The sequence below is a fragment of the Pseudomonas sp. PD9R genome, from assembly GCF_019200975.1.
GTDB lineage: Bacteria > Pseudomonadota > Gammaproteobacteria > Pseudomonadales > Pseudomonadaceae > Aquipseudomonas.
On record NZ_JAHTMR010000031.1, the window covers coordinates 1 to 20,560 of the forward strand.

26 protein-coding genes are annotated in these 20,560 nt (G+C 58.7%); 15 read left to right on the top strand and 11 right to left on the bottom strand.

Annotated elements, in window-relative coordinates; all coding sequences use genetic code 11:
• Window positions 1-48: 48 nt before the first annotated feature.
• On the bottom strand, window positions 49-573 hold the full coding sequence (gene yjgA / locus KUF73_RS30385) for a ribosome biogenesis factor YjgA (RefSeq protein ID WP_218441633.1): 525 nt from the start codon (window positions 571-573) through the stop codon (window positions 49-51).
• A 108-nt stretch (window positions 574-681) separates the two neighbouring features.
• On the opposite strand from yjgA, the gene pmbA reads away from it, so the two are divergent.
• The 6 genes from pmbA to KUF73_RS30415 all read left to right on the top strand — a co-directional run bounded on the left by pmbA (window position 682) and on the right by KUF73_RS30415 (window position 6,262).
• Window positions 682-2,028, top strand: coding sequence for a metalloprotease PmbA (gene pmbA / locus KUF73_RS30390; protein WP_218441634.1), 1,347 nt, complete (start codon window positions 682-684; stop codon window positions 2,026-2,028).
• A 203-nt stretch (window positions 2,029-2,231) separates the two neighbouring features.
• Window positions 2,232-2,627: a FagA protein gene (locus KUF73_RS30395; protein WP_218441635.1), complete on the top strand. Its 396-nt coding sequence runs from the start codon at window positions 2,232-2,234 to the stop codon at window positions 2,625-2,627.
• A 247-nt stretch (window positions 2,628-2,874) separates the two neighbouring features.
• Window positions 2,875-4,257, top strand: coding sequence for an aspartate ammonia-lyase (locus KUF73_RS30400; RefSeq protein ID WP_218441636.1), 1,383 nt, complete (start codon window positions 2,875-2,877; stop codon window positions 4,255-4,257).
• Between the two features lie 27 nt (window positions 4,258-4,284).
• Complete coding sequence (locus tag KUF73_RS30405; protein WP_218441637.1) at window positions 4,285-4,725, top strand: hypothetical protein; 441 nt, start codon at window positions 4,285-4,287, stop codon at window positions 4,723-4,725.
• 1 nt (window position 4,726) lies between these two features.
• Window positions 4,727-5,338, top strand: coding sequence for a superoxide dismutase (locus KUF73_RS30410; protein WP_218441638.1), 612 nt, complete (start codon window positions 4,727-4,729; stop codon window positions 5,336-5,338).
• 30 nt (window positions 5,339-5,368) lie between these two features.
• Window positions 5,369-6,262: a ZIP family metal transporter gene (locus tag KUF73_RS30415; protein WP_218441639.1), complete on the top strand. Its 894-nt coding sequence runs from the start codon at window positions 5,369-5,371 to the stop codon at window positions 6,260-6,262.
• A gap of 81 nt (window positions 6,263-6,343) precedes the next feature.
• Here the strand turns inward: KUF73_RS30415 and KUF73_RS30420 are convergent, their stop codons facing one another.
• The 10 genes from KUF73_RS30420 to KUF73_RS30465 all read right to left on the bottom strand — a co-directional run bounded on the left by KUF73_RS30420 (window position 6,344) and on the right by KUF73_RS30465 (window position 13,372).
• Window positions 6,344-6,619: an HPr family phosphocarrier protein gene (locus tag KUF73_RS30420; RefSeq protein WP_218441640.1), complete on the bottom strand. Its 276-nt coding sequence runs from the start codon at window positions 6,617-6,619 to the stop codon at window positions 6,344-6,346.
• A gap of 15 nt (window positions 6,620-6,634) precedes the next feature.
• Window positions 6,635-7,492 (bottom strand): RNase adapter RapZ, encoded by an 858-nt coding sequence (rapZ, locus tag KUF73_RS30425; protein ID WP_218441641.1) that lies wholly within the window; start codon window positions 7,490-7,492, stop codon window positions 6,635-6,637.
• Between the two features lie 2 nt (window positions 7,493-7,494).
• Entirely contained in the window at window positions 7,495-7,959 is a 465-nt protein-coding gene (ptsN, locus tag KUF73_RS30430; RefSeq protein WP_218441642.1) for a PTS IIA-like nitrogen regulatory protein PtsN, read from the bottom strand.
• A 12-nt stretch (window positions 7,960-7,971) separates the two neighbouring features.
• Window positions 7,972-8,280: a ribosome hibernation-promoting factor, HPF/YfiA family gene (gene hpf, locus KUF73_RS30435; protein WP_007941242.1), complete on the bottom strand. Its 309-nt coding sequence runs from the start codon at window positions 8,278-8,280 to the stop codon at window positions 7,972-7,974.
• Between the two features lie 74 nt (window positions 8,281-8,354).
• Window positions 8,355-9,848: an RNA polymerase factor sigma-54 gene (locus tag KUF73_RS30440; RefSeq protein ID WP_218441643.1), complete on the bottom strand. Its 1,494-nt coding sequence runs from the start codon at window positions 9,846-9,848 to the stop codon at window positions 8,355-8,357.
• Window positions 9,849-10,032: 184 nt separating this feature from the next.
• Window positions 10,033-10,758 carry an LPS export ABC transporter ATP-binding protein gene (gene lptB, locus KUF73_RS30445; protein WP_090316106.1) on the bottom strand — a complete coding sequence of 242 codons (726 nt, stop codon included), beginning with the start codon at window positions 10,756-10,758 and terminating at the stop codon, window positions 10,033-10,035.
• The gene (gene lptA / locus KUF73_RS30450) at window positions 10,758-11,306 is read right to left on the bottom strand and encodes a lipopolysaccharide transport periplasmic protein LptA (RefSeq protein WP_218441644.1); all 549 of its coding nucleotides are present in this window, start codon (window positions 11,304-11,306) and stop codon (window positions 10,758-10,760) included. The genes lptB and lptA overlap by 1 nt, the downstream gene beginning before the upstream one ends.
• Window positions 11,293-11,865, bottom strand: coding sequence for an LPS export ABC transporter periplasmic protein LptC (gene lptC, locus KUF73_RS30455; protein WP_218441663.1), 573 nt, complete (start codon window positions 11,863-11,865; stop codon window positions 11,293-11,295). The genes lptA and lptC overlap by 14 nt, the downstream gene beginning before the upstream one ends.
• Before the next feature lie 8 nt (window positions 11,866-11,873).
• A complete protein-coding gene (locus KUF73_RS30460; RefSeq protein WP_218441645.1) occupies window positions 11,874-12,398 on the bottom strand; it encodes an HAD family hydrolase in 525 nt (174 codons plus the stop codon).
• Window positions 12,398-13,372, bottom strand: coding sequence for a KpsF/GutQ family sugar-phosphate isomerase (locus tag KUF73_RS30465; RefSeq protein ID WP_218441646.1), 975 nt, complete (start codon window positions 13,370-13,372; stop codon window positions 12,398-12,400). Before KUF73_RS30465 ends, KUF73_RS30460 begins: the two co-directional genes overlap by 1 nt.
• Before the next feature lie 274 nt (window positions 13,373-13,646).
• On the opposite strand from KUF73_RS30465, the gene KUF73_RS30470 reads away from it, so the two are divergent.
• From KUF73_RS30470 to hisD, 9 genes are all read left to right on the top strand, one after another.
• Window positions 13,647-14,456: an ATP-binding cassette domain-containing protein gene (locus tag KUF73_RS30470; RefSeq protein WP_150703637.1), complete on the top strand. Its 810-nt coding sequence runs from the start codon at window positions 13,647-13,649 to the stop codon at window positions 14,454-14,456.
• Window positions 14,456-15,253 carry a lipid asymmetry maintenance ABC transporter permease subunit MlaE gene (gene mlaE, locus KUF73_RS30475; protein WP_218441647.1) on the top strand — a complete coding sequence of 266 codons (798 nt, stop codon included), beginning with the start codon at window positions 14,456-14,458 and terminating at the stop codon, window positions 15,251-15,253. The genes KUF73_RS30470 and mlaE overlap by 1 nt, the downstream gene beginning before the upstream one ends.
• Window positions 15,253-15,720: an outer membrane lipid asymmetry maintenance protein MlaD gene (gene mlaD, locus KUF73_RS30480; protein ID WP_218441648.1), complete on the top strand. Its 468-nt coding sequence runs from the start codon at window positions 15,253-15,255 to the stop codon at window positions 15,718-15,720. Before mlaE ends, mlaD begins: the two co-directional genes overlap by 1 nt.
• 11 nt (window positions 15,721-15,731) lie before the next feature.
• A complete protein-coding gene (locus tag KUF73_RS30485) occupies window positions 15,732-16,385 on the top strand; it encodes a phospholipid-binding protein MlaC (protein ID WP_218441649.1) in 654 nt (217 codons plus the stop codon).
• The gene (locus tag KUF73_RS30490) at window positions 16,382-16,687 is read left to right on the top strand and encodes a lipid asymmetry maintenance protein MlaB (protein WP_218441650.1); all 306 of its coding nucleotides are present in this window, start codon (window positions 16,382-16,384) and stop codon (window positions 16,685-16,687) included. Before KUF73_RS30485 ends, KUF73_RS30490 begins: the two co-directional genes overlap by 4 nt.
• Window positions 16,688-16,801: 114 nt before the next feature.
• Window positions 16,802-17,041, top strand: coding sequence for a BolA family protein (locus KUF73_RS30495; protein ID WP_008046181.1), 240 nt, complete (start codon window positions 16,802-16,804; stop codon window positions 17,039-17,041).
• A 22-nt stretch (window positions 17,042-17,063) separates the two neighbouring features.
• Entirely contained in the window at window positions 17,064-18,329 is a 1,266-nt protein-coding gene (gene murA, locus KUF73_RS30500) for a UDP-N-acetylglucosamine 1-carboxyvinyltransferase (protein ID WP_047537753.1), read from the top strand.
• 128 nt (window positions 18,330-18,457) lie between these two features.
• A complete protein-coding gene (gene hisG, locus KUF73_RS30505; RefSeq protein ID WP_008018703.1) occupies window positions 18,458-19,093 on the top strand; it encodes an ATP phosphoribosyltransferase in 636 nt (211 codons plus the stop codon).
• A gap of 127 nt (window positions 19,094-19,220) precedes the next feature.
• Window positions 19,221-20,558, top strand: a complete 1,338-nt coding sequence (gene hisD, locus KUF73_RS30510; RefSeq protein WP_218441651.1) for a histidinol dehydrogenase — start codon at window positions 19,221-19,223, stop codon at window positions 20,556-20,558.
• Window positions 20,559-20,560: the final 2 nt, after the last annotated feature.

The following is a 20,560-nucleotide window of genomic DNA, read 5'->3' on the forward strand; positions in this document are numbered from 1 at the left end:
GATCAAAAGATCGCAGCCTGCGGCAGCTCCTACACAGGCTGTGATGACTCAGCGCAGACCGCGTTGAGTCTCGTCCAGCTCACGGATGTACTTGAAGATTTTACGGCTCGATGCCGGTGGCTTGTTGGTCGCCACTTCGTGCTGGGCCTGACGGATCAGGGAGCGCAATTGCTGGCGATCAGCTTCCGGGTAGTCGAGAACGAACTTCTCCAGGACTGCATCGTCGCCAGCGATCAGGCGATCGCGCCAGCGTTCCAGGCCATGGAAACGTTCGTTGTATTGGCGAGTGGAGGCATCGAGTTGATCGAGCAAAATCAGAATGGCGTCAGTGTCCTGATCGCGCATCAGTTTGCCGATGAACTGAAGGTGCCGCTTACGCGCAATGTTTGCCGTGTGCTTGGGCGCATCGGCCAGGGCCCGGCGCAAGGCGTCGGTCAAAGGCAGTTTGCCAATCAAGTCAGGTTTGAGTGTTGTAAGGCGTTCGCCAAGGTCAACCAGAGCATGCAGCTCACGTTTAACCTGGGATTTGCTTTTTTCTCCCGTATCGAGGGAGTCGTCGTAAGAATCAACCATGGTGGCCGTCCGCAAAGAAACGCCGCCATGATAACCAGTCGGGGGCCGCTTGTCCGGCCCGGTCGCTCGATGACCTTTACCGAAAGCAGAATTTGAGTGGAGAACAGCATGAGTGCAGTTGAAAGCGTCGGCCCACAAGCGTTGCCGGCACTGCAAGAACAAGTCGAGCAGATCATCGCTGAAGCCAAGCGCCAGGGTGCCAGTGCTTGTGAAGTGGCCGTGTCCCTGGAGCAGGGTTTGTCCACGTCGGTGCGCCAGCGTGAAGTCGAAACCGTCGAATTCAACCGCGATCAGGGTTTCGGCATCACCTTGTACGTGGGCCAGCGCAAGGGCTCGGCCAGCACGTCGGCGAGCGGTCCGGACGCGATCCGCGAAACTGTCGCCGCTGCACTGGCCATCGCCAAGCACACATCAGAAGACGAGGCGTCGGGCCTGGCAGATGCCGCTTTAATGGCTCGCGATCTACAGGATTTCGACCTGTTTCACGAATGGGACATCACCCCGGAGCAAGCGATCGAGCTGGCGCTGACCTGTGAAGCCGCCGCGTTTGCCGCTGATAGCCGAATCAAGAATGCTGATGGCACCACGTTGAGTACCCATCAGGGTTGCCGTGTCTACGGTAACAGCCACGGGTTCATCGGCGGCTATGCGTCGACCCGACACAGCCTGAGCTGCGTGATGATCGCCGAGGCCGACGGCCAGATGCAGCGCGATTATTGGTACGACGTGAACCGCCAGGGCAACTTGCTGGCGGACCCGGTGAGCATTGGCCAGCGTGCCGCGCAACGGGCGGCGAGCCGTTTGGGCGCGCGTCCGGTGCCGACTTGCGAAGTGCCGGTGCTGTTTTCCGCAGAACTGGCGGGTGGATTGTTCGGCAGTTTCCTCTCGGCCATTTCCGGCGGCAGTCTGTATCGCAAATCATCGTTCCTCGAAGGCACGTTGGGTCAGAAACTGTTTCCGGAATGGTTGACCATCGACGAGCGTCCGCACCTGATGCAGGCCATGGGCAGCGCGGCGTTCGATGGCGATGGCCTGGCGACCTACGCCAAACCGTTTGTCGAAAAGGGTGAGTTGGTGTCCTACATCCTCGGCACTTACTCCGGTCGCAAACTCGGCATGCCGAGCACCGCGAACGCCGGCGGCGTGCACAACCTGTTCGTCACCCATGGTGATGAAGACCAGGCCGCGTTGCTGCGCCGCATGGGCCGAGGCCTGCTGGTAACGGAATTGATGGGCCATGGCCTGAATATGGTGACCGGCGATTACTCCCGTGGTGCGGCGGGTTACTGGGTCGAGAACGGTGAAATCCAGTTCGCGGTCCAGGAGGTCACCATCGCCGGCAACATGCGCGACATGTTCAAGCAGATCGTTGCCGTGGGTAATGACCTGGAACTGCGCAGCAACATCCGCACCGGTTCGGTGCTGATCGAGCGCATGACGGTGGCGGGCAGCTAAGCCGTTCCGTTACACACAAAGGCGCGCCACCCATCGGGTGGCGCGCCTTTTTTTAAAATCAAAAATCGCAGCCTGCGGCAGCTCCTACAGGAAACTCACCCACCCCATGTAGGAGCTGCCGAAGTCTGCGATCTTTTGGTGCTCTTGTTTTGGTTCTCATTATCATCTAATAATAAATCTCATTACCGAATGAGCCCCGGATCATGAGTTCTGCCTTGCACGAGCAGCCGTACCTCGAAAGCTGGCGCTGGATGAGTCGCCAGATCCGTTGCGCGATGGACCCCGACGAACCTCGCCTGATCGAACATTACCTGGCCGAAGGCCGGTATCTATCCTGTTGCACGGCCACTTCTCCCTGGACCGTCGCTGAAACCTCTTTCCGTTTGCTGCTCGATACCGCCGCCGATGTCGCGCTGCCCTGGCACTGGCGCACCTACTGCCTGGACCAGGCGTGGCGCCCATTGCGTGAACTGGAACGCCTCTCTCTGTGCAAATGTCGCCTCAAGCGCTGGCAAAGCTACACCTGGCAATTGGCGACCTGCGAGTTGCAACCCTCAATTCCCCTCATAGAACTGGTGCAAGGATTTTCAGATGAGTAGGGGTCTGTCATCAGTTATTTCCTATGCCGCGCCGGGCCTGCTGTGGTCCGGGGCAAGGAGTGTGGTTTGGTCATTCCAAATAAGCTCCGAGCAACGCGGCCCTGCGCCACAGCAGGCCCGGCCCTTCGGGTTGCGTCTGAAAGCGGGCCAGACTGCGTTGCAGTCCTTGGCAAGGAAAAACCCATTACCAGCGGACTGCGCCTTGCCTGGCCCGCTTTCATACGCAACGCGACATAGGAAATAACTGATGACAGACCCTCAGACACGTATTGAGCGCGACAGCATGGGCGAGCTTCAGGTCCCGGAAGCCGCCCTCTACGGCGCACAGACCCAGCGTGCGGTGGATAACTTCCCGATCAGCGGCAAACCGATGCCGGTGCAGTTCATCCGCGCGCTGATCCTGGCCAAAGCCGCCGCTGCCCGCGCGAACATTGAGCTCAAGCAAATCAGCGAATCCCAAGGCAAAGCCATCGCCGATGCGGCCCAGGGTTTGCTCGAAGGCGACTTCATGCAGCATTTCCCGGTGGATATTTTCCAGACCGGTTCCGGCACCAGTTCCAACATGAATGCCAACGAAGTGATCGCCACGCTGGCCAGTCGCTTGCTCGGAGAGCCGGTAAATCCCAACGATCACGTCAACTGCGGCCAAAGCAGCAACGACATCATTCCAACCACCATCCACGTCAGCGCGGCGCTGGCATTGCACGAACAGTTGCTGCCGTCCCTGAACGGGCTGGTGCAGGTGATCGAGCGCAAGGCCGAGCAAGTGCATCACCACGTCAAAACCGGCCGCACCCATCTGATGGACGCCATGCCGGTGCGCATGAGTCAAGTGCTCAACGGATGGGCGCAGCAACTCAAGGCCAATATCGGCCATCTGCAAGATCTGCAGCCGAGCCTGCAATCCCTGGCGCAAGGCGGCACGGCGGTGGGCACTGGCGTCAATGCGCATCCAGAGTTTGCGGCGCGCTTCAGTCAGCAGCTGAGCAAACTGACCCACGTGCAATTCACACCGGGTGTGGATCTGTTTGCCTTGATTGGTTCCCAGGACACCGCCGTTGCAGTGTCCGGGCAGCTCAAGGCCACCGCCGTATCGCTGATGAAAATCGCCAACGACCTGCGCTGGATGAACTCCGGTCCTTTGGCAGGCCTCGGTGAAATCGAACTTGAGGCCTTGCAGCCGGGCTCCTCGATCATGCCCGGCAAAGTGAATCCGGTGATCCCGGAAGCCACCGCCATGGTCGCCGCGCAAGTGATCGGCAACGACACGGTGATCACCATTGCGGGTCAGTCGGGCAACTTCGAATTGAACGTGATGCTGCCGATCATCGCCCAGAACCTGCTGAGTAGCATCGAGTTGCTGGCCAATTCCAGCCGCTTGCTGGGTGAAAAGGCCATCGCCAGCTTCAAGGTCAATGAAGGTCGACTCAAGGAAGCGCTGTCACGCAACCCGATTCTGGTGACCGCGCTCAACCCGATCATCGGTTACCAGAAAGCCGCCGAAATCGCCAAGAAGGCTTACCAACAAGGCCGGCCGGTGATCGACGTCGCTCTGGAACACACCGATCTGTCGCGCAGCCAGCTGGAAGAGTTGCTCAACCCGGAAAAACTCACCGCTGGCGGCGTGTAATTCCCGCTACCGCTTTGGAGGCACACCATGGAGCACTGGAAACGCACAATCGAAAGGGCCAATCGCCATTTCATGTTGGGCGAATTCGTCGATGCCCGCGAGGCTTACTTGCAGGCACTGGCGCTTGCCCAAGTGTTGTTCGAGCGCTGGGCTGATGCCAACGAAGCGGTGGCGGCTTGCGTGATTTCCCATCACAACCTGGCGGACCTGCATTTGCGTCTGAACCAGCCGGAGGAGAGCGCCGAGTACCTGTGCGCCATTCACCAACGGTTATTGCAGACCCTGCAGGACCCGCGACTGTCTCCCGCCCTGCGTGAAGCAGCGTTGCGCCAGAGCAGCAAGACCTATGTCGAACTGCTGAATTTCATCAGCGAATACGGCGAATACCCGCGTACCCATCGTTTGCTGCACATCGATGCCGCCTCGCCGTCGCAAGCCCCTGCGCCTCATCATCATGGAGTCCATTGAAATGGCTTTTACCTTGCCTGCCTTGCCGTATGCCTATGACGCCCTGGAACCGCATATCGATGCGCAGACCATGGAGATCCATTACACCAAGCACCACCAGACCTACATCAACAACCTCAACGCAGCCGTCGAAGGCACCGAGTTCGCGGAATGGCCAGTAGAAAAACTGGTGGCCGCCGTTCAGCAATTGCCAGAAAAGCTGCGCGCCGCGGTGATCAATCAGGGCGGCGGTCACGCCAACCACTCGCTGTTCTGGGAGGTTATGGCGCCTCATGGTGGTGGCAAACCTGAAGGCGATCTGGCCAAGGCCATCGACGCGCAACTGGGTGGTCTCGACAGTTTCAAAGAAGCGTTCACCAAAGCCGCGTTGACCCGTTTCGGCAGTGGCTGGGCCTGGCTGAGCGTTACGCCGCAAAAGACCCTTGTGGTGGAAAGCAGCGGCAACCAGGACAGCCCATTGATGAACGGCAATACACCGATTCTCGGTCTGGATGTCTGGGAGCACGCCTATTACCTGCAGTATCAGAACCGCCGCCCGGAATACATCAATGCGTTCTACAACGTGATCAATTGGCCTGAAGTCGCTGCGCGTTATCAGGCTGCACTGGTTTAAGTCATCGATTAAAACAACCCAAGGCTGACTATGGGCACTGAAACACTGGCGATCGGAAGTGGACGAATGTTTCGATACGCGTTTGGATCGCTGTTACTGCTGGCGGGTATGAGCTTGCTGGTTGCGCACGGGCTGGAGTGGCTGGATCTGGAGCCGAAGTTGTTGCGGGCGTTGCAGGGTGGCGCGATCTGCGCGCTGGGCACCGCGCTCGGGGCGGTGCCGGTGCTGGTCATCCGGCGCATGCCTCAGACTTTAAGCGATACGTTGCTGGGATTTGGTGCTGGCGTGATGTTGGCGGCGACAGCGTTTTCGCTGATCGTGCCGGGCATTGCTGCAGCCGAAAATCTCGGCATGACCCCGTGGGCGGCCAGCAGCCTGATGTGTTTTGGCATCATGCTCGGCGCGTTTGGGTTGTTCCTGGTGGATCGCAAGGTCTCGGGCGCTTCGCCGGAAATGCTCATCGGCACAGTTGAGCATCCGGTGATCCCGCCGCGCATCTGGTTATTCGTGTTCGCGATCATTGCCCATAACATCCCTGAAGGCATGGCGGTCGGTGTCTCGGCCGGTGGTGGCATGCCGGATGCCGACAGCCTGGCGATGGGCATCGCATTGCAGGATGTGCCGGAAGGCCTGGTGATTGCGTTGGTGCTGGCCGGGGCAGGAATGTCGCGGGTCAGGGCGTTCCTGATCGGTGCAGCTTCTGGTTTGGTCGAGCCCGTGTTCGCCCTGTTGTGCGCTTGGCTGGTGAGCCTGGCCGAACTGCTATTGCCATTGGGGCTGGGGATGGCTGCCGGGGCAATGCTGCTGGTGGTCACCCATGAAGTGATTCCCGAGTCGCGCCGTAACGGTCACGACAAGCTGGCCAGCCTTGGGTTGCTGACCGGTTTTTGTTTGATGATGGTGATGGATACTGCGCTGGCTTAGTAAAAGATCGCAGCCTTCGGCAGCTCCTACATTGGTTCGCGTTCATATGTAGGAGCTGCCGAAGGCTGCGATCTTTGAGGTTTACTCGCCTTCGTCGAAGAAGTTATTGATCAACGCCACCAGCGCATCCAGTGCTTCCTGTTCCTGCTCGCCTTCCGTACTCAGATAAATTTTGGTGCCCTTGCCAGCGGCGAGCATCATCATGGCCATGATGCTTTTGCCATCAACCGTGGACTCGGGCGTGCGTCCTGCCCGGATCGTGCAATCCTTGAATTGGCCGGCGACCCCGACGAATTTTGCAGAAGCCCGGGCATGCAGGCCCAGCTTGTTGATGATTTCGATTTCCAGAGCAGGCATCGCGGTGTGAATCCTTTAGCTGAGGTCGCGGTGGCGAACCTGGACGTTCTTCAGGGATTGCTGCAGGGTCTTGCCCAGACGCTCGGTCAGGTAGACGGAGCGGTGATGTCCGCCGGTACAGCCTATGGCTATGGTGACGTAGGCGCGGTTGCTGGCAGCAAAACGGGGCAACCATTTGAGCAGATACGTGGAAATGTCCTGGAACATCTCCTCTACATCCGGCTGGGCTGCCAGGTACTCGGCAACCGGTAGATCAAGCCCGGATTGCGCACGTAACTCGGGCTTCCAATAGGGGTTCGGTAGGCAGCGCACGTCGAACACCAGGTCGGCGTCCACCGGCATGCCACGCTTGAAACCGAAAGACTCCACCAGGAATGCCGTTCCGGGTTCTGGCTGGTTCAGCAGGCGTAGCTTGATCGTATCGCGCAGCTGATACAGGTTCAGATTGGTGGTGTTTACTTTGAGGTCAGCAAGGTCGGCAATCGGGCCAAGCAGATTGGTTTCGTCGCTGATCGCCTCGGCCAGCGAGCGATTGGCGCTGCTGAGCGGGTGGCGACGACGGGTTTCCGAAAAGCGCTTGAGCAGGGTTTCTTCGTCGGCGTCCAGATACAGGACATCACATTGGATATGCCGACCACGGACTTCCGCCAGCAGTTCGGGAAACCGCGACAGATGACTCGGCAGGTTGCGTGCATCGATCGATACAGCAACCAGCGGCTGCGCCAGTTCGGTATGAATCAAGGCGCGTTCGGCCAGTTCCGGCAGCAACCCGGCGGGCAGGTTGTCGATGCAGTAGTAGCCGTTGTCCTCGAGAACATCGAGGGCGGTACTTTTACCTGAGCCAGAGCGGCCGCTGACGATGATCAAGCGCATGATTACTGCCCGTTTTGCTCGTCCAGGACAACCTGATACAAGGCTTCGTTGCTCGGAGCGCTGCGCAGTTTTTCGCGTACGTCCTTGCGGTCGAGCATGCTGGCGATCTGGCGCAACAGCTCCAGGTGCGCATCGGTAGCCGCTTCCGGGACCAGTAGAACGAACAACAGGTCAACCGGGGCGCCGTCGATGGCGTCGAAATCAATAGGGGCATCCAGGTGCATCAAGGCACTGATGGGCGATTGGCAGCCCTTCAGTCGACAGTGGGGGATAGCGATGCCGTTGCCAAAACCGGTCGAACCGAGTTTTTCACGGGCAATCAAAGCCTCGAAGACATCTTGCATCTCCAGATCCGGGACTTCCCGGGCGATCAGGTTGGCAATTTGTTCGAGGGCTTTCTTTTTACTGCCGCCCGGCACGTTCACCAGGGAACGGCCGGGGGTCAGGATGCTTTCAAGTCGGATCATGGGTTGGGAGTGTTAACGACCGGTAGCGCCCTGGAGGAGGCTCTGGGTCTTTTCCTTATGCTTTTTGAGTTGTTTATCGAGCTTGTCGGTCAGTGCGTCAATCGCCGCGTACATATCGGTATGTTCCGCGTTGGCGACCACTTCATTGCCGGGAATATGCAGCGTGGCTTCGATTTTCTGCTTCAGCTTTTCGACCGTCATCGTGACCTGCACGTTGGTGATCTTGTCGAAATGTCGCTCCAATCGTTCGAGTTTTTCGCCGATGTAGGTGCGAAGAGGTTCGGTCACTTCCAGTTGGTGTCCACTGATGTTGACTTGCATACAGCTTCTCCTTCGTTGCCAGTGCATAAAGCGGTAGATCAGATGATCTACCACTGGAACGCTGTGGCGGGGCTCTACATCAACCGCTTACGTTCGCTCGAAGGCGCGATCCCCAGAGATTCGCGGTACTTGGCGACGGTGCGGCGAGCCACCTGAATGCCTTGTGCCTCCAGTAAACCAGCGATCTTGCTGTCACTCAACGGCTTTTTCTGATTTTCCGCGGCAACCAGTTTTTTGATGATCGCGCGGATCGCCGTGGACGAGCATTCGCCGCCTTCGGAGGTGCTGACATGGCTGGAGAAAAAGTATTTCAGTTCATATATGCCCCGAGGGGTATGCATGAATTTCTGCGTGGTCACCCGTGAAATAGTCGATTCGTGCATGCCGACCGCCTCGGCGATGTCATGCAGGACCAACGGCTTCATGGCTTCGTCGCCATATTCCAGGAAACCGCGTTGATGCTCGACGATCTGGGTGGCTACTTTCATCAGAGTTTCGTTGCGGCTTTGCAGGCTCTTGATGAACCAGCGGGCTTCCTGCAACTGATTGCGCATGAAGGTGTTGTCGGCGCTGGTGTCAGCACGACGTACGAAACCGGCGTACTGGGCGTTGACCCGAAGACGCGGCACCGATTCCTGGTTGAGCTCCACCAGCCAGCGTTCGTTGTCCTTGCGCACGATCACGTCGGGAACGACGTACTCGGCTTCAGTGGACTCGATTTGCGAGCCCGGACGCGGATTGAGGCTCTGGACCAGTTCGATCACCTGGCGCAGTTCATCTTCCTTGAGCTTCATGCGACGCATCAGCTGGCTGTAATCGCGGCTGCCGAGCAAGTCGATGTAATCGCTGACCAGGCGCTTGGCCTCGGCCAGCCAAGGCGTTTTGGCCGGTAATTGGCGCAATTGCAGCAGCAGGCACTCGCCCAGGTTGCGGGCACCGATACCGGCCGGTTCGAATTGCTGGATGCGATGCAGGACGGCTTCGATTTCGTCGAGTTCGATATCCAGTTCCGGATCGAAGGCTTCGAGGATTTCTTCGAGCGTCTCGTCCAGATAACCCTGATTGTTGATGCAATCGATCAGGGTTACGGCGATCAGGCGATCGGTGTCGGACATCGGTGCCAGGTTCAGTTGCCACAGCAGGTGGCTTTGCAGGCTTTCGCCAGCCGAAGTGCGGGTGGTGAAGTCCCACTCGTCATCATCGTTACTTGGCAGGCTGCTTGCGCTGGTCTGGTAGACGTCTTCCCATGCGGTGTCGACGGGCAGTTCATTGGGAATACGCTCGTTCCAGTCGCCTTCCTCAAGGTTATCAACCGTCGGCGCGCTTTCCTGGTAGGAGGGTTCCTGAATGTCGGGATTGGGTTTCTGTTCGGCGTTGTCGGCCAAGGGGTCAGTGTTATCGAAGTCGTCGCCTTCTTCCTGGCGTTCGAGCATCGGATTGGACTCCAGGGCCTCCTGGATTTCCTGTTGCAGGTCCAGGGTCGACAATTGGAGCAGGCGGATGGCCTGTTGCAGCTGCGGTGTCATCGTCAGCTGCTGGCCCATTCTCAAGACTAGCGATGGTTTCATGGCAGGGGCTTAACACCTTATTCGCCGGCGCACATGCGCCATCCACTACAGGGCGCCGGAGCGCCAAACATAAGCAAATTATATGCCCGAAACTGAAGTGTTTGCCTAGAGCGCTGTAACAATAAAAAAGTGTTGATTTTTTATCGAGACAAGCGCCCGGTCGACTAGCCGCAAACCTCAGTGCTTACAGGCGGAACTCATGGCCCAGGTACACTTCCTTGACCAGGTCGTTGGCCAGGATGGTTTCAGCATCGCCTTCGGCGATCAACTGGCCATCGTTGACGATGTAGGCGGTTTCACAGATGTCCAGGGTTTCGCGGACGTTGTGGTCGGTGATCAGCACGCCAATGCCCTTGGCCTTGAGGTGGTGGATGATCTGTTTGATATCGCCCACCGAGATCGGGTCCACACCGGCGAAAGGTTCGTCGAGGAGGATGAATTTCGGATTGGTGGCCAGTGCCCGGGCGATTTCCACGCGGCGACGTTCGCCACCGGACAGGCTCATGCCGAGGCTGTCGCGGATGTGGCTGATGTGGAATTCCTGCAGCAGGCTTTCCAGTTCCTTGCGACGACCGGCCTTGTCGAGTTCCTTGCGGGTCTCGAGGATCGCCATGATGTTGTCGGCGACCGAGAGCTTGCGGAAAATCGACGCTTCTTGCGGCAGATAGCCGATACCTGCTTTTGCACGACCGTGCATGGGCTGGTGACTGACATCCAGGTCGTCGATCAGGACACGGCCCTGATCGGCCTGGACCAGACCGACGATCATGTAGAAGCAGGTGGTTTTGCCGGCGCCGTTCGGGCCAAGCAGGCCAACGATCTGACCGCTGTCGATGGACAGGCTGACGTCACGCACGACCTGGCGGCTCTTGTAGCTCTTGGCCAGATGCTGAGCTTTCAGAGTTGCCATTACTGGGCCTTTTGCTCGTCGGTTTTCTTTTTCGGTTGTATCACCATGTCGATGCGCGGACGAGATTCAGTGACATTGGTACCGGTGGCGCGACCGGCACTGGCAAGTTTCTTGACAGTGTCGTAGACGATTTTCTCGCCTTGGGTGACGTTGTTGTCCTTGTCGATGACTTTGGCCTTATCGATCAGCACGACGCGGTTTTGCGAGGCGTGGTACTGGATAGTCACACCCCAGCCCTGAACAGGCTTGGTGTCACCTTGGGTCTGCAGTTGTTCGAAGTAGGCCAGGTTGCCCACCGAAGTCACTACATCGATGTCGCCAGTCGGGGTGCGAGTGATGGTTACGGTGTTGCCGGTAACCTTCATCGAACCCTGGGTGATGATCACGTCGCCCTTATAGGTGGCAATACCTTGCTTGTCGTCCAGTTGGGCGTCGTCGGCCTGAATGCGGATAGGCTGCTCTTGATCGTTCGGCAGAGCCCAGGCGCTCACGCTTCCCAGTGCTGCGCCCAGACTGAGCAAAATAGGGAGAGTTTTAACGAGCCTCATACTGTCCTCTTACGTTCGATAGCAGGTGTATCCTGCTTTCTTTCAAATACGCTTTCATTCCGGTACCAGTCGACACACCACCAGCGCCGTCGATTCTAACGGGTTGCTCGGTCTGCGCATATTGCTGCTGCGGGAACACTGTCATGCGAGTGCTGGTGATCAGGGTCTTGCGGTTTTTTTCGTCGAAACGCGTGATGCGCACCGAATCGATCAGTTCAACCTGTGTGCCGTCCGGATTGACTTCACCCTTTTCGCTCTGGACGTGCCACGGGAATTCGGTGCCGCGGAACATGTTCAAGTCGGGGTTGGTCAGCAGGGTTACTTCGGTTGCTTTCAGGTGTTCTACCTTGTCCGACGTCATTTCATATTGCAGTTTGCCGTCCGGCAGGTACTGAACGCTGTGGGCGTTGGTAGCGTAATAGTCGATCGCGGTTTCGTCGACTTGCGCGACCGGCTTGTCGAGGAAGCGTTCCGGGCTGATGTTCCAGTAGCCGACCGCAGCGAAAATTGCCGCGATACAGCCGAACACCAAAATGTTGCGAATTTTTCTAAACGACATGGCTTGGCTCACAGGTACGCGGCGTTGGCCGCATCGAGGCGGCCTTGGGCGCGCAGGATCAATTCGCAGAATTCACGGGCAGCACCTTCGCCGCCGCGGGCCTGGGTCACGCCGTGAGCATGTTCTCGCACAAAGCTGGCGGCGTTGGCCACGGCCATGCCGAGGCCGACGCGGCGGATCACCGGCAGGTCCGGAAGGTCGTCGCCGAGATAGGCCACTTGCTCATAGCTTAGGTTGAGTTGGCCAAGAAGTTCGTCGAGCACCACCAGTTTGTCTTCGCGACCCTGGTAAAGATGCGGGATACCGAGGTTCTTCGCCCGGCGCTCTACCACCGGGGTCTTGCGACCGCTGATGATAGCGGTCTGCACGCCGGCAGCCATCAGCATTTTGATGCCCTGGCCGTCGAGGGTGTTGAAGGTCTTGAATTCGCTGCCGTCTTCGAGGAAGTACAGGCGCCCGTCGGTGAGGACGCCGTCGACGTCGAATACCGCCAGTTTGATGTGTTGACCGCGTTGCAGCAGGTCTGTGCTCATTACATTACCCCCGCACGCAGCAAGTCGTGCATGTTCAAGGCGCCGACCGGGCGGTCTTCGCTGTCGACCACGACCAGCGCGTTGATTTTGTGGTCTTCCATGATTTTCAGGGCCTCGGCGGCGAGCATTTCGGCACGGGCCGTCTTGCCATGGGCGGTCATGACCTGGTCGATAGTCGCGGTGTGGATGTCGATGCTGCGGTCCAGCGTGCGGCGCAAATCGCCGTCGGTGAAGATCCCGGCCAGTTTGCCGTCGGCTTCAAGGATTACCGTCATGCCCAGGCCTTTGCGGGTCATTTCCATCAGCGCGTCCTTGAGCAGGGTGCCGCGTTGAACCTGTGGCAATTCTTGCCCGGCGTGCATGACATTTTCCACCTTAAGCAGCAGGCGTCGGCCCAGTGCGCCGCCAGGGTGGGAAAAGGCGAAGTCTTCGGCGGTAAAGCCGCGGGCCTCTAGCAGCGCGACGGCCAGGGCGTCGCCCATGACCAGCGCAGCGGTAGTCGAAGAGGTCGGCGCCAGGTTCAACGGGCAGGCTTCGTGTTCGACGTGAACGTTCAGATTGACCTCGGCGGCCTTGGCCAGCGGCGAATCGGGATTGCCGGTCACGCTGATCAACTGGATGCCCAGGCGCTTGATCAGCGGCAACAGGGTAATGATTTCATTGGTGGAGCCAGAGTTCGACAACGCCAGAATGATGTCGTCGCGGGTAATCATGCCCATGTCGCCGTGACTGGCTTCCGCCGGATGCACGAAAAAAGCCGTGGTGCCGGTGCTGGCCAGGGTGGCGGCGATCTTGTTGCCGATATGCCCCGACTTGCCCATGCCGACCACGACTACGCGGCCTTTGCTGGCCAGAATCATCTCGCAAGCGCGTACGAAATCTGCGTCGATATGTGGCAGCAAGCCTTGCACGGCTTCGACCTCGAGGCGGATGGTGCGTTGGGCAGATTGAATCAGGTCGCTGGATTGGCTCATGTCAGAAATCGTATAGCCTGATGAAAAGGCGGCGATTATAGCGGTTATGATCGAAACCCTCACGCAAGTTCGTCGCGCAATGTCATTCCTTGTTACCGAATCCCTCTAATTCGAGCTTTCAGCCTGTCATGGAGCTGAATAAGGCCTGGCTTTGGCCTTGGGCGCGCGGCGATTGCAGTGATATAGTTCGCCGCCAGTTCGGCCCGCCCGGGAGTATGTGCTTTTGTCAGTAAGCCAGGCGTCCGAGTGAGAGGCTGCATCGCAAGGAGTTTAGATGAGTGCCGATAACGCCTACGCGGTCGAGCTGAAGGGACTGACCTTCAAGCGCGGTGCGCGCAGCATTTTCAATAACGTCGATATCCGTATTCCACGCGGCAAGGTCACCGGCATCATGGGACCCTCCGGGTGCGGCAAGACCACGCTGTTGCGGTTGATGGGCGCACAGTTGCGGCCTAGCAGCGGCGAAGTCTGGGTCAACGGTCAGAACCTGCCGAAGCTGTCGCGCAGCGATCTGTTCGATGCTCGTAAGCACATGGGCGTGCTCTTTCAGAGCGGCGCCCTGTTTACCGATCTCGATGTGTTCGAGAACGTCGCCTTCCCACTGCGCGTTCATACCGAGCTGCCGGAAGAAATGATCCGCGATATCGTCCTGCTCAAATTGCAGGCCGTGGGTTTGCGTGGCGCCATCGACCTGATGCCGGACGAACTGTCCGGCGGCATGAAGCGTCGTGTCGCGCTGGCACGGGCGATTGCGCTCGATCCGCAGATTCTCATGTACGACGAGCCCTTTGTTGGCCAGGACCCCATCGCCATGGGCGTGCTGGTGCGCCTGATTCGCTTGCTCAACGATGCGCTGGGTATCACCAGTATCGTGGTTTCCCACGACCTGGCCGAGACTGCGAGCATTGCCGACTACATCTATGTAGTGGGCGACGGGCAGGTATTGGGGCAGGGCACGCCCGATGAGCTGATGAACTCGGACGAACCGCGTATCCGTCAATTCATGACAGGCGAGCCTGACGGTCCGGTCGCCTATCACTTTCCAGCGACGGACTACCGCGCAGATCTTCTGGGGAAGCGCTGATGCGCAAGATTTCATTAATAGAAAGAGTTCGCCGCTTCGGCCAGGCCGGCATCGATGTGCTGGCGGTGTTCGGGCGTGCGGGGCTATTCCTGTTTCACGCGCTGTTAGGTCGCGGCGGCATCGGCGGTGGTTTTGGCCTGTTGGTCAAGCAGTTGCATTCGGTGGGCGTAATGTCCCTGGTGATCATTGTGGTCTCCGGGGTGTTCATCGGCATGGTGCTGGCGCTGCAAGGGTTCAACATCCTGTCCAGCTACGGCTCGGAGCAAGCGGTCGGGCAGATGGTGGCGCTGACACTGTTGCGTGAACTGGGGCCGGTCGTGACTGCCTTGCTCTTCGCCGGGCGTGCCGGTTCGGCGCTGACGGCGGAAATCGGCAACATGAAATCCACCGAACAATTGTCCAGTCTGGAAATGATCGGGGTCGACCCGCTCAAATACATCATTGCCCCGCGCCTGTGGGCCGGTTTCATTTCCCTGCCAGTGCTGGCGATGATTTTCAGCGTGGTGGGTATCTGGGGCGGTTCGTGGGTGGCCGTCGACTGGCTGGGCGTCTATGACGGTTCCTACTGGTCGAACATGCAGAACAGCGTGACCTTCACTGACGACGTACTCAACGGCATTATCAAAAGCATTGTCTTTGCCTTCGTCGTGACCTGGATTGCCGTATTCCAAGGCTATGACTGCGAGCCCACTTCCGAGGGGATCAGTCGTGCCACCACCAAGACCGTGGTGTATGCCTCTTTGGCAGTACTCGGCCTGGACTTTATTCTGACCGCCTTGATGTTTGGAGATTTCTGATGCAAAACCGCACCCTGGAAATCGGTGTCGGCCTTTTCTTGCTGGCTGGCATCCTGGCTTTGTTGTTGCTGGCGCTGCGGGTCAGTGGCCTGTCCCCGAGCCCGAGCACCGATACGTATAAACTTTACGCGTACTTCGACAATATCGCCGGTTTGACGGTCAGAGCTAAAGTGACCATGGCCGGTGTGACGATCGGCAAAGTCACGGCAATCGATCTGGATCGCGACAGTTTCACCGGTCGAGTGACCATGCAGCTGGAAAAGCGCGTAGATAACCTGCCTGCTGACTCTACTGCATCTATCCTGACTGCTGGCCTGCTGGGCGAGAAGTACATCGGTATCAGCGTAGGTGGGGAAGAAACCCTGCTCAAGGACGGCGGGACTATCCATGACACCCAGTCGTCGCTGGTACTCGAAGACCTGATCGGTAAATTCCTGCTCAATACCGTTAGCAAAGACGCTAAATGAGGAGCTGTTCAATGATCTCTATCTTGCGACGTGGCCTGTTGGTATTGCTCGCGGCATTGCCGTTGGTGGCTAACGCCGTGGCGGCGCCTTCTGCACACGATCTGGTACAGGACACGACCAATCGGTTGCTGGCCGATCTGGCGGCCAATAAAGAGAAGTACAAGCAGGATCCGCAGGATTTTTATGCGGCGCTCAATAGCATTGTCGGGCCTGTCGTGGATGCCGAAGGTATTTCCAAGAGCATCATGACGGTCAAATATTCGCGCAAAGCCACGCCTGCGCAAATGAAGACCTTTGAAGAGAACTTCAAAAAGGGTCTGTTCCAGTTCTACGGCAACGCCTTGCTCGAGTACAACAACCAGGGCATCGTCGTTGACCCGGCCAAGGATGAATCGGGCGACCGTACCAGCGTTGGCATGACGGTCAAGGGCAGCAACGGCGCGATTTACCCGGTTTCCTACACCCTGGAAAAAATCGGTGGCGAGTGGAAGCTGCGTAACGTCATCATCAACGGCATCAACATTGGCAAACTGTTCCGTGATCAGTTCGCCGATGCGATGCAGCGCAATGGCAACGACCTGGACAAGACCATCAATGGTTGGGCCGGTGAAGTCGCCAAAGCCAAAGAGTCCACCGAAAAAAACTCCGGGCAGCAAGCGCAATGAGTGAGTCGGCAGTCCGGATGGACGAAGCCGGCGAGCTGCGGCTCAGTGGTGTGCTGGATTACCGCACCGGCCCTGGCCTGCGCAAGCAGGGGCAGGCGCTGATCAAGTCCAGCCAGGCTGCGGCTGTGGTAGTTGATTGTTCGGCGGTCGAGAAGTCCAGCAGCGTCGGTTTGTCGTTGCTGCTGTGCTACATGCGCGATGCGCAAGCTGCCGGCAAGGCGCTGAGCATTCGCGGGATGCCAGAAGACATGCGCGAAATCGCTCAGGTCAGTGAGCTGACCGAGCTGTTGGCGCATCCCTAATCCACATCGATAAAGAAGCCCCCCGTCAGAGTCCTGCTTCGCGGGGTTCGCAGGCGCGGGGCTTTTTTGTATGATGTCCGACCCGCGCGCACAGGGCGCCGATTGAGGTTGAGCATGCAGGCCAACGAAGTTAAGAGCTTTCTTGAAGGAAAGCTGCCCGGAACGAAAGTAGAAGTCGAGGGCGAAGGCTGCAATTTCCAGCTGAACGTGATTAGCGATGAACTGGCGGCATTGAGCCCGGTCAAGCGTCAGCAGCAGGTCTATGCCCATTTGAACCCGTGGATCGTCGATGGCAGCATCCATGCGGTCACTATGAAATTTTTCAGCAGCGCGGCCTGGGCCGAGCGCACCTGAGCCCAAGGGCGTCGAGATTCTTATGGATAAATTGATTATTACTGGTGGTGCTCGTCTTGACGGCGAAATCCGCATCTCCGGGGCAAAGAACTCTGCCCTGCCGATCCTCGCTGCTACCCTGCTGTGCGATGGCCCGGTTACTGTGGCCAACCTGCCGCACCTGCACGACATCACCACTATGATCGAGCTGTTCGGTCGCATGGGCATCGAGCCGGTGATCGACGAGAAGCTGTCTGTCGAAATCGACCCGCGCACCATCAAGACCCTGATTGCTCCGTACGAACTGGTTAAAACCATGCGTGCGTCGATCCTGGTACTGGGTCCGATGGTTGCCCGTTTCGGTGAGGCCGAAGTCGCATTGCCTGGCGGTTGCGCCATCGGTTCGCGTCCGGTTGACCTGCACATTCGTGGCCTGGAAGCCATGGGCGCAGTCATCGACGTCGAAGGCGGCTACATCAAGGCCAAGGCACCAGAGGGCGGCCTGCGTGGCGCGCACTTTTTCTTCGACACTGTCAGTGTGACCGGTACCGAAAACATCATGATGGCCGCTGCTCTGGCCAAAGGCCGTAGTGTTCTGGCCAACGCCGCACGCGAGCCTGAAGTCGTCGACCTGGCGAACTTCCTGAACGCCATGGGCGCCAAGGTTTCCGGCGCGGGCACCGACACCATCACCATTGATGGCGTCGAGCGTCTGCACACCACTACTTACAAAGTGATGCCGGACCGTATCGAAACCGGTACTTACCTGGTTGCCGCTGCCGTAACTGGCGGTCGTGTGAAGGTCAAGGACACCGATCCGACCATCCTCGAAGCTGTCCTGGAAAAACTTCGGGAAGCCGGCGCGGAAATCACCTGCGGTGAAGACTGGATCGAGCTGAACATGCACGGTAAGCGTCCGAAAGCCGTCAACGTGCGTACCGCTCCGTACCCGGCATTTCCGACGGACATGCAAGCGCAGTTCATCTCGCTCAATGCTATTGCCGAAGGCACTGGTGCCGTAATCGAGACGATCTTCGAAAACCGCTTCATGCACGTTTACGAATTGCACCGCATGGGCGCCAAGATCCAGGTCGAAGGCAACACTGCCATCGTTACGGGTACCGAAAAGCTCAAGGGCGCGCCAGTCATGGCCACCGACCTGCGCGCTTCGGCCAGCCTGGTGATCTCGGCACTGATCGCCGAAGGCGACACCTTGATCGATCGCATCTACCACATCGACCGTGGTTACGAGTGCATCGAAGAGAAACTGCAGATGCTGGGCGCCAAGATCCGTCGCGTTCCGGGCTAGTCGTTGCAGATGGGGCACAGGGACGTGCCCATTGAATTGTTTCGAGTCGAGGGTGGTTTCACCCTCGATCTGTGTCCGGCGCCGTTTGCGACCGGACATGAGTACCTTGATAAGGACTGACGTTTCCCATGTTGACCATCGCACTGTCCAAGGGCCGCATCCTTGACGACACCCTGCCGCTTCTGGCTGAAGCGGGCATCGTGCCAACCGAGAATCCGGACAAGAGCCGCAAGCTGATCATCCCCACGACTCAGGAAGATGTACGCCTGTTGATCGTGCGTGCCACCGACGTGCCGACGTATGTCGAGCATGGCGCCGCCGACCTGGGTGTCGCCGGTAAAGACGTGCTGATGGAATACGGCGGCCAGGGCTTGTACGAGCCGCTGGACCTGCAAATTGCCCAGTGCAAACTGATGACTGCCGGCAAGGTCGGCGCGGTCGAGCCCAAGGGCCGCCTGCGTATCGCCACCAAATTCGTCAACGTTGCCAAGCGCTATTACGCCGAACAGGGGCGTCAGGTCGACATCATCAAGCTGTACGGCTCGATGGAACTGGCGCCGCTGATCGGTCTGGCCGACAAGATCATCGACGTGGTCGACACCGGTAACACGCTGCGGGCCAACGGCCTGGAGCCACAGGATTTCATTGCTGCCATCAGCTCCCGGCTGATCGTCAACAAAGCTTCGATGAAAATGCAACACGCCCGTATCCAGGCGTTGATCGACACCCTGCGCAAAGCAGTGGAGTCTCGACACCGCGGCTGATTCACCTGCGCGACCTTGAGTCGCGCCCGTCTATCCGCCTCATAGCCAGAATTCTCAGGTGCCCAAGCGGAAACGACTGCTAAGTTAGGGCGCCTGAGTTTTTTGCCAATTCTATGAGGCTCTCGCTATGACCGCACCGACTGCAATTCGCCGACTCAACGCTGCTGACCCGGATTTCGCGCATCATCTGGATCATCTGTTGAGCTGGGAAAGCGTGTCTGACGACTCGGTCAATCAGCGGGTGCTCGACATTATCAAAGCTGTGCGCGAGCGCGGCGATGCGGCGCTGGTTGAATTCACCCAGAAGTTTGACGGCCTGGAAGTCGCCTCCATGGCGGACCTGATCCTGCCGCGCGAACGCCTGGAACTGGCCCTCACGCGCATTACCGTGCCGCAACGCGAAGCCCTGGAAAAAGCCGCTGCCCGTGTGCGCAGCTACCACGAAAAGCAGAAGCAGGATTCCTGGAGCTACACCGAAGCTGACGGCACCGTGCTGGGCCAGAAGGTCACGCCGCTGGACCGTGCCGGTCTGTACGTGCCGGGCGGCAAGGCTTCATACCCGTCTTCCGTATTGATGAACGCCATCCCGGCCAAGGTGGCTGGCGTGACCGAAGTGGTCATGGTGGTGCCAACCCCGCGCGGTGAGATCAACGAACTGGTATTGGCTGCGGCCTGCATCGCCGGCGTCGACCGCGTGTTCACCATCGGTGGCGCGCAAGCCGTTGCTGCACTGGCTTACGGTACAGAAAGCGTGCCGAAGGTCGACAAAGTAGTCGGCCCGGGCAACATCTATGTCGCCACCGCCAAGCGCCACGTGTTTGGCCAGGTGGGTATCGACATGATCGCCGGTCCGTCGGAGATCCTCGTGGTGTGCGACGGTCAGACCGATCCGGATTGGATTGCGATGGACCTGTTCTCCCAGGCCGAGCACGACGAAGACGCGCAAGCGATTCTGGTCAGCCCGGATGCCGAGTTCCTCGACAAGGTCGCTGCGAGCATTGCCAAACTAATGCCGACCATGGAGCGTGCCAAGATCATCGAAACCTCGATCAATGGCCGTGGAGCGCTGATTCAGGTGCGTGACATGACGCAAGCCATCGAAGTCGCCAACCGCATCGCGCCGGAGCACCTGGAGTTGTCGGTCGCCGATCCGCAAGCCTGGCTGCCGCAGATCCGCCACGCCGGCGCGATCTTCATGGGCCGTCACACCTCTGAAGCTCTGGGCGATTACTGCGCAGGCCCGAACCACGTATTGCCGACTTCCGGCACGGCGCGGTTCTCTTCGCCGCTGGGCGTGTACGACTTCCAGAAACGCTCGTCGATCATCTTCTGCTCTGAGCAAGGTGCGTCCGACCTCGGCAAGACCGCTTCGGTACTCGCCCGTGGCGAATCGCTGACCGCGCACGCCCGTAGCGCCGAATACCGCATCGTTGACGAAGAATCTCTACAAGGGCAGGGGAACTGAGC

What these genes read in the sequence shown, in the direction of transcription:
- KUF73_RS30395 (WP_218441635.1), top strand. Translation starts at nt 2,232, where the DNA reads ATGAGTTCTGCCTTGCACGAGCAGCCGTACCTCGAAAGCTGGCGCTGG.
- KUF73_RS30415 (WP_218441639.1), top strand. Translation starts at nt 5,369, where the DNA reads ATGGGCACTGAAACACTGGCGATCGGAAGTGGACGAATGTTTCGATAC.
- rapZ (WP_218441641.1), bottom strand. Translation starts at nt 7,492, where the DNA reads ATGCGCTTGATCATCGTCAGCGGCCGCTCTGGCTCAGGTAAAAGTACC.
- hpf (WP_007941242.1), bottom strand. Translation starts at nt 8,280, where the DNA reads ATGCAAGTCAACATCAGTGGACACCAACTGGAAGTGACCGAACCTCTT.
- pmbA (WP_218441634.1), top strand. Translation starts at nt 682, where the DNA reads ATGAGTGCAGTTGAAAGCGTCGGCCCACAAGCGTTGCCGGCACTGCAA.
- KUF73_RS30440 (WP_218441643.1), bottom strand. Translation starts at nt 9,848, where the DNA reads ATGAAACCATCGCTAGTCTTGAGAATGGGCCAGCAGCTGACGATGACA.
- KUF73_RS30400 (WP_218441636.1), top strand. Translation starts at nt 2,875, where the DNA reads ATGACAGACCCTCAGACACGTATTGAGCGCGACAGCATGGGCGAGCTT.
- mlaD (WP_218441648.1), top strand. Translation starts at nt 15,253, where the DNA reads ATGCAAAACCGCACCCTGGAAATCGGTGTCGGCCTTTTCTTGCTGGCT.
- lptB (WP_090316106.1), bottom strand. Translation starts at nt 10,758, where the DNA reads ATGGCAACTCTGAAAGCTCAGCATCTGGCCAAGAGCTACAAGAGCCGC.
- ptsN (WP_218441642.1), bottom strand. Translation starts at nt 7,959, where the DNA reads ATGATCCGACTTGAAAGCATCCTGACCCCCGGCCGTTCCCTGGTGAAC.
- KUF73_RS30410 (WP_218441638.1), top strand. Translation starts at nt 4,727, where the DNA reads ATGGCTTTTACCTTGCCTGCCTTGCCGTATGCCTATGACGCCCTGGAA.
- mlaE (WP_218441647.1), top strand. Translation starts at nt 14,456, where the DNA reads ATGCGCAAGATTTCATTAATAGAAAGAGTTCGCCGCTTCGGCCAGGCC.
- lptA (WP_218441644.1), bottom strand. Translation starts at nt 11,306, where the DNA reads ATGAGGCTCGTTAAAACTCTCCCTATTTTGCTCAGTCTGGGCGCAGCA.
- hisD (WP_218441651.1), top strand. Translation starts at nt 19,221, where the DNA reads ATGACCGCACCGACTGCAATTCGCCGACTCAACGCTGCTGACCCGGAT.
- KUF73_RS30495 (WP_008046181.1), top strand. Translation starts at nt 16,802, where the DNA reads ATGCAGGCCAACGAAGTTAAGAGCTTTCTTGAAGGAAAGCTGCCCGGA.
- murA (WP_047537753.1), top strand. Translation starts at nt 17,064, where the DNA reads ATGGATAAATTGATTATTACTGGTGGTGCTCGTCTTGACGGCGAAATC.
- KUF73_RS30485 (WP_218441649.1), top strand. Translation starts at nt 15,732, where the DNA reads ATGATCTCTATCTTGCGACGTGGCCTGTTGGTATTGCTCGCGGCATTG.
- yjgA (WP_218441633.1), bottom strand. Translation starts at nt 573, where the DNA reads ATGGTTGATTCTTACGACGACTCCCTCGATACGGGAGAAAAAAGCAAA.
- KUF73_RS30405 (WP_218441637.1), top strand. Translation starts at nt 4,285, where the DNA reads ATGGAGCACTGGAAACGCACAATCGAAAGGGCCAATCGCCATTTCATG.
- lptC (WP_218441663.1), bottom strand. Translation starts at nt 11,865, where the DNA reads ATGTCGTTTAGAAAAATTCGCAACATTTTGGTGTTCGGCTGTATCGCG.
- KUF73_RS30490 (WP_218441650.1), top strand. Translation starts at nt 16,382, where the DNA reads ATGAGTGAGTCGGCAGTCCGGATGGACGAAGCCGGCGAGCTGCGGCTC.
- KUF73_RS30470 (WP_150703637.1), top strand. Translation starts at nt 13,647, where the DNA reads ATGAGTGCCGATAACGCCTACGCGGTCGAGCTGAAGGGACTGACCTTC.
- KUF73_RS30465 (WP_218441646.1), bottom strand. Translation starts at nt 13,372, where the DNA reads ATGAGCCAATCCAGCGACCTGATTCAATCTGCCCAACGCACCATCCGC.
- KUF73_RS30420 (WP_218441640.1), bottom strand. Translation starts at nt 6,619, where the DNA reads ATGCCTGCTCTGGAAATCGAAATCATCAACAAGCTGGGCCTGCATGCC.
- hisG (WP_008018703.1), top strand. Translation starts at nt 18,458, where the DNA reads ATGTTGACCATCGCACTGTCCAAGGGCCGCATCCTTGACGACACCCTG.
- KUF73_RS30460 (WP_218441645.1), bottom strand. Translation starts at nt 12,398, where the DNA reads ATGAGCACAGACCTGCTGCAACGCGGTCAACACATCAAACTGGCGGTA.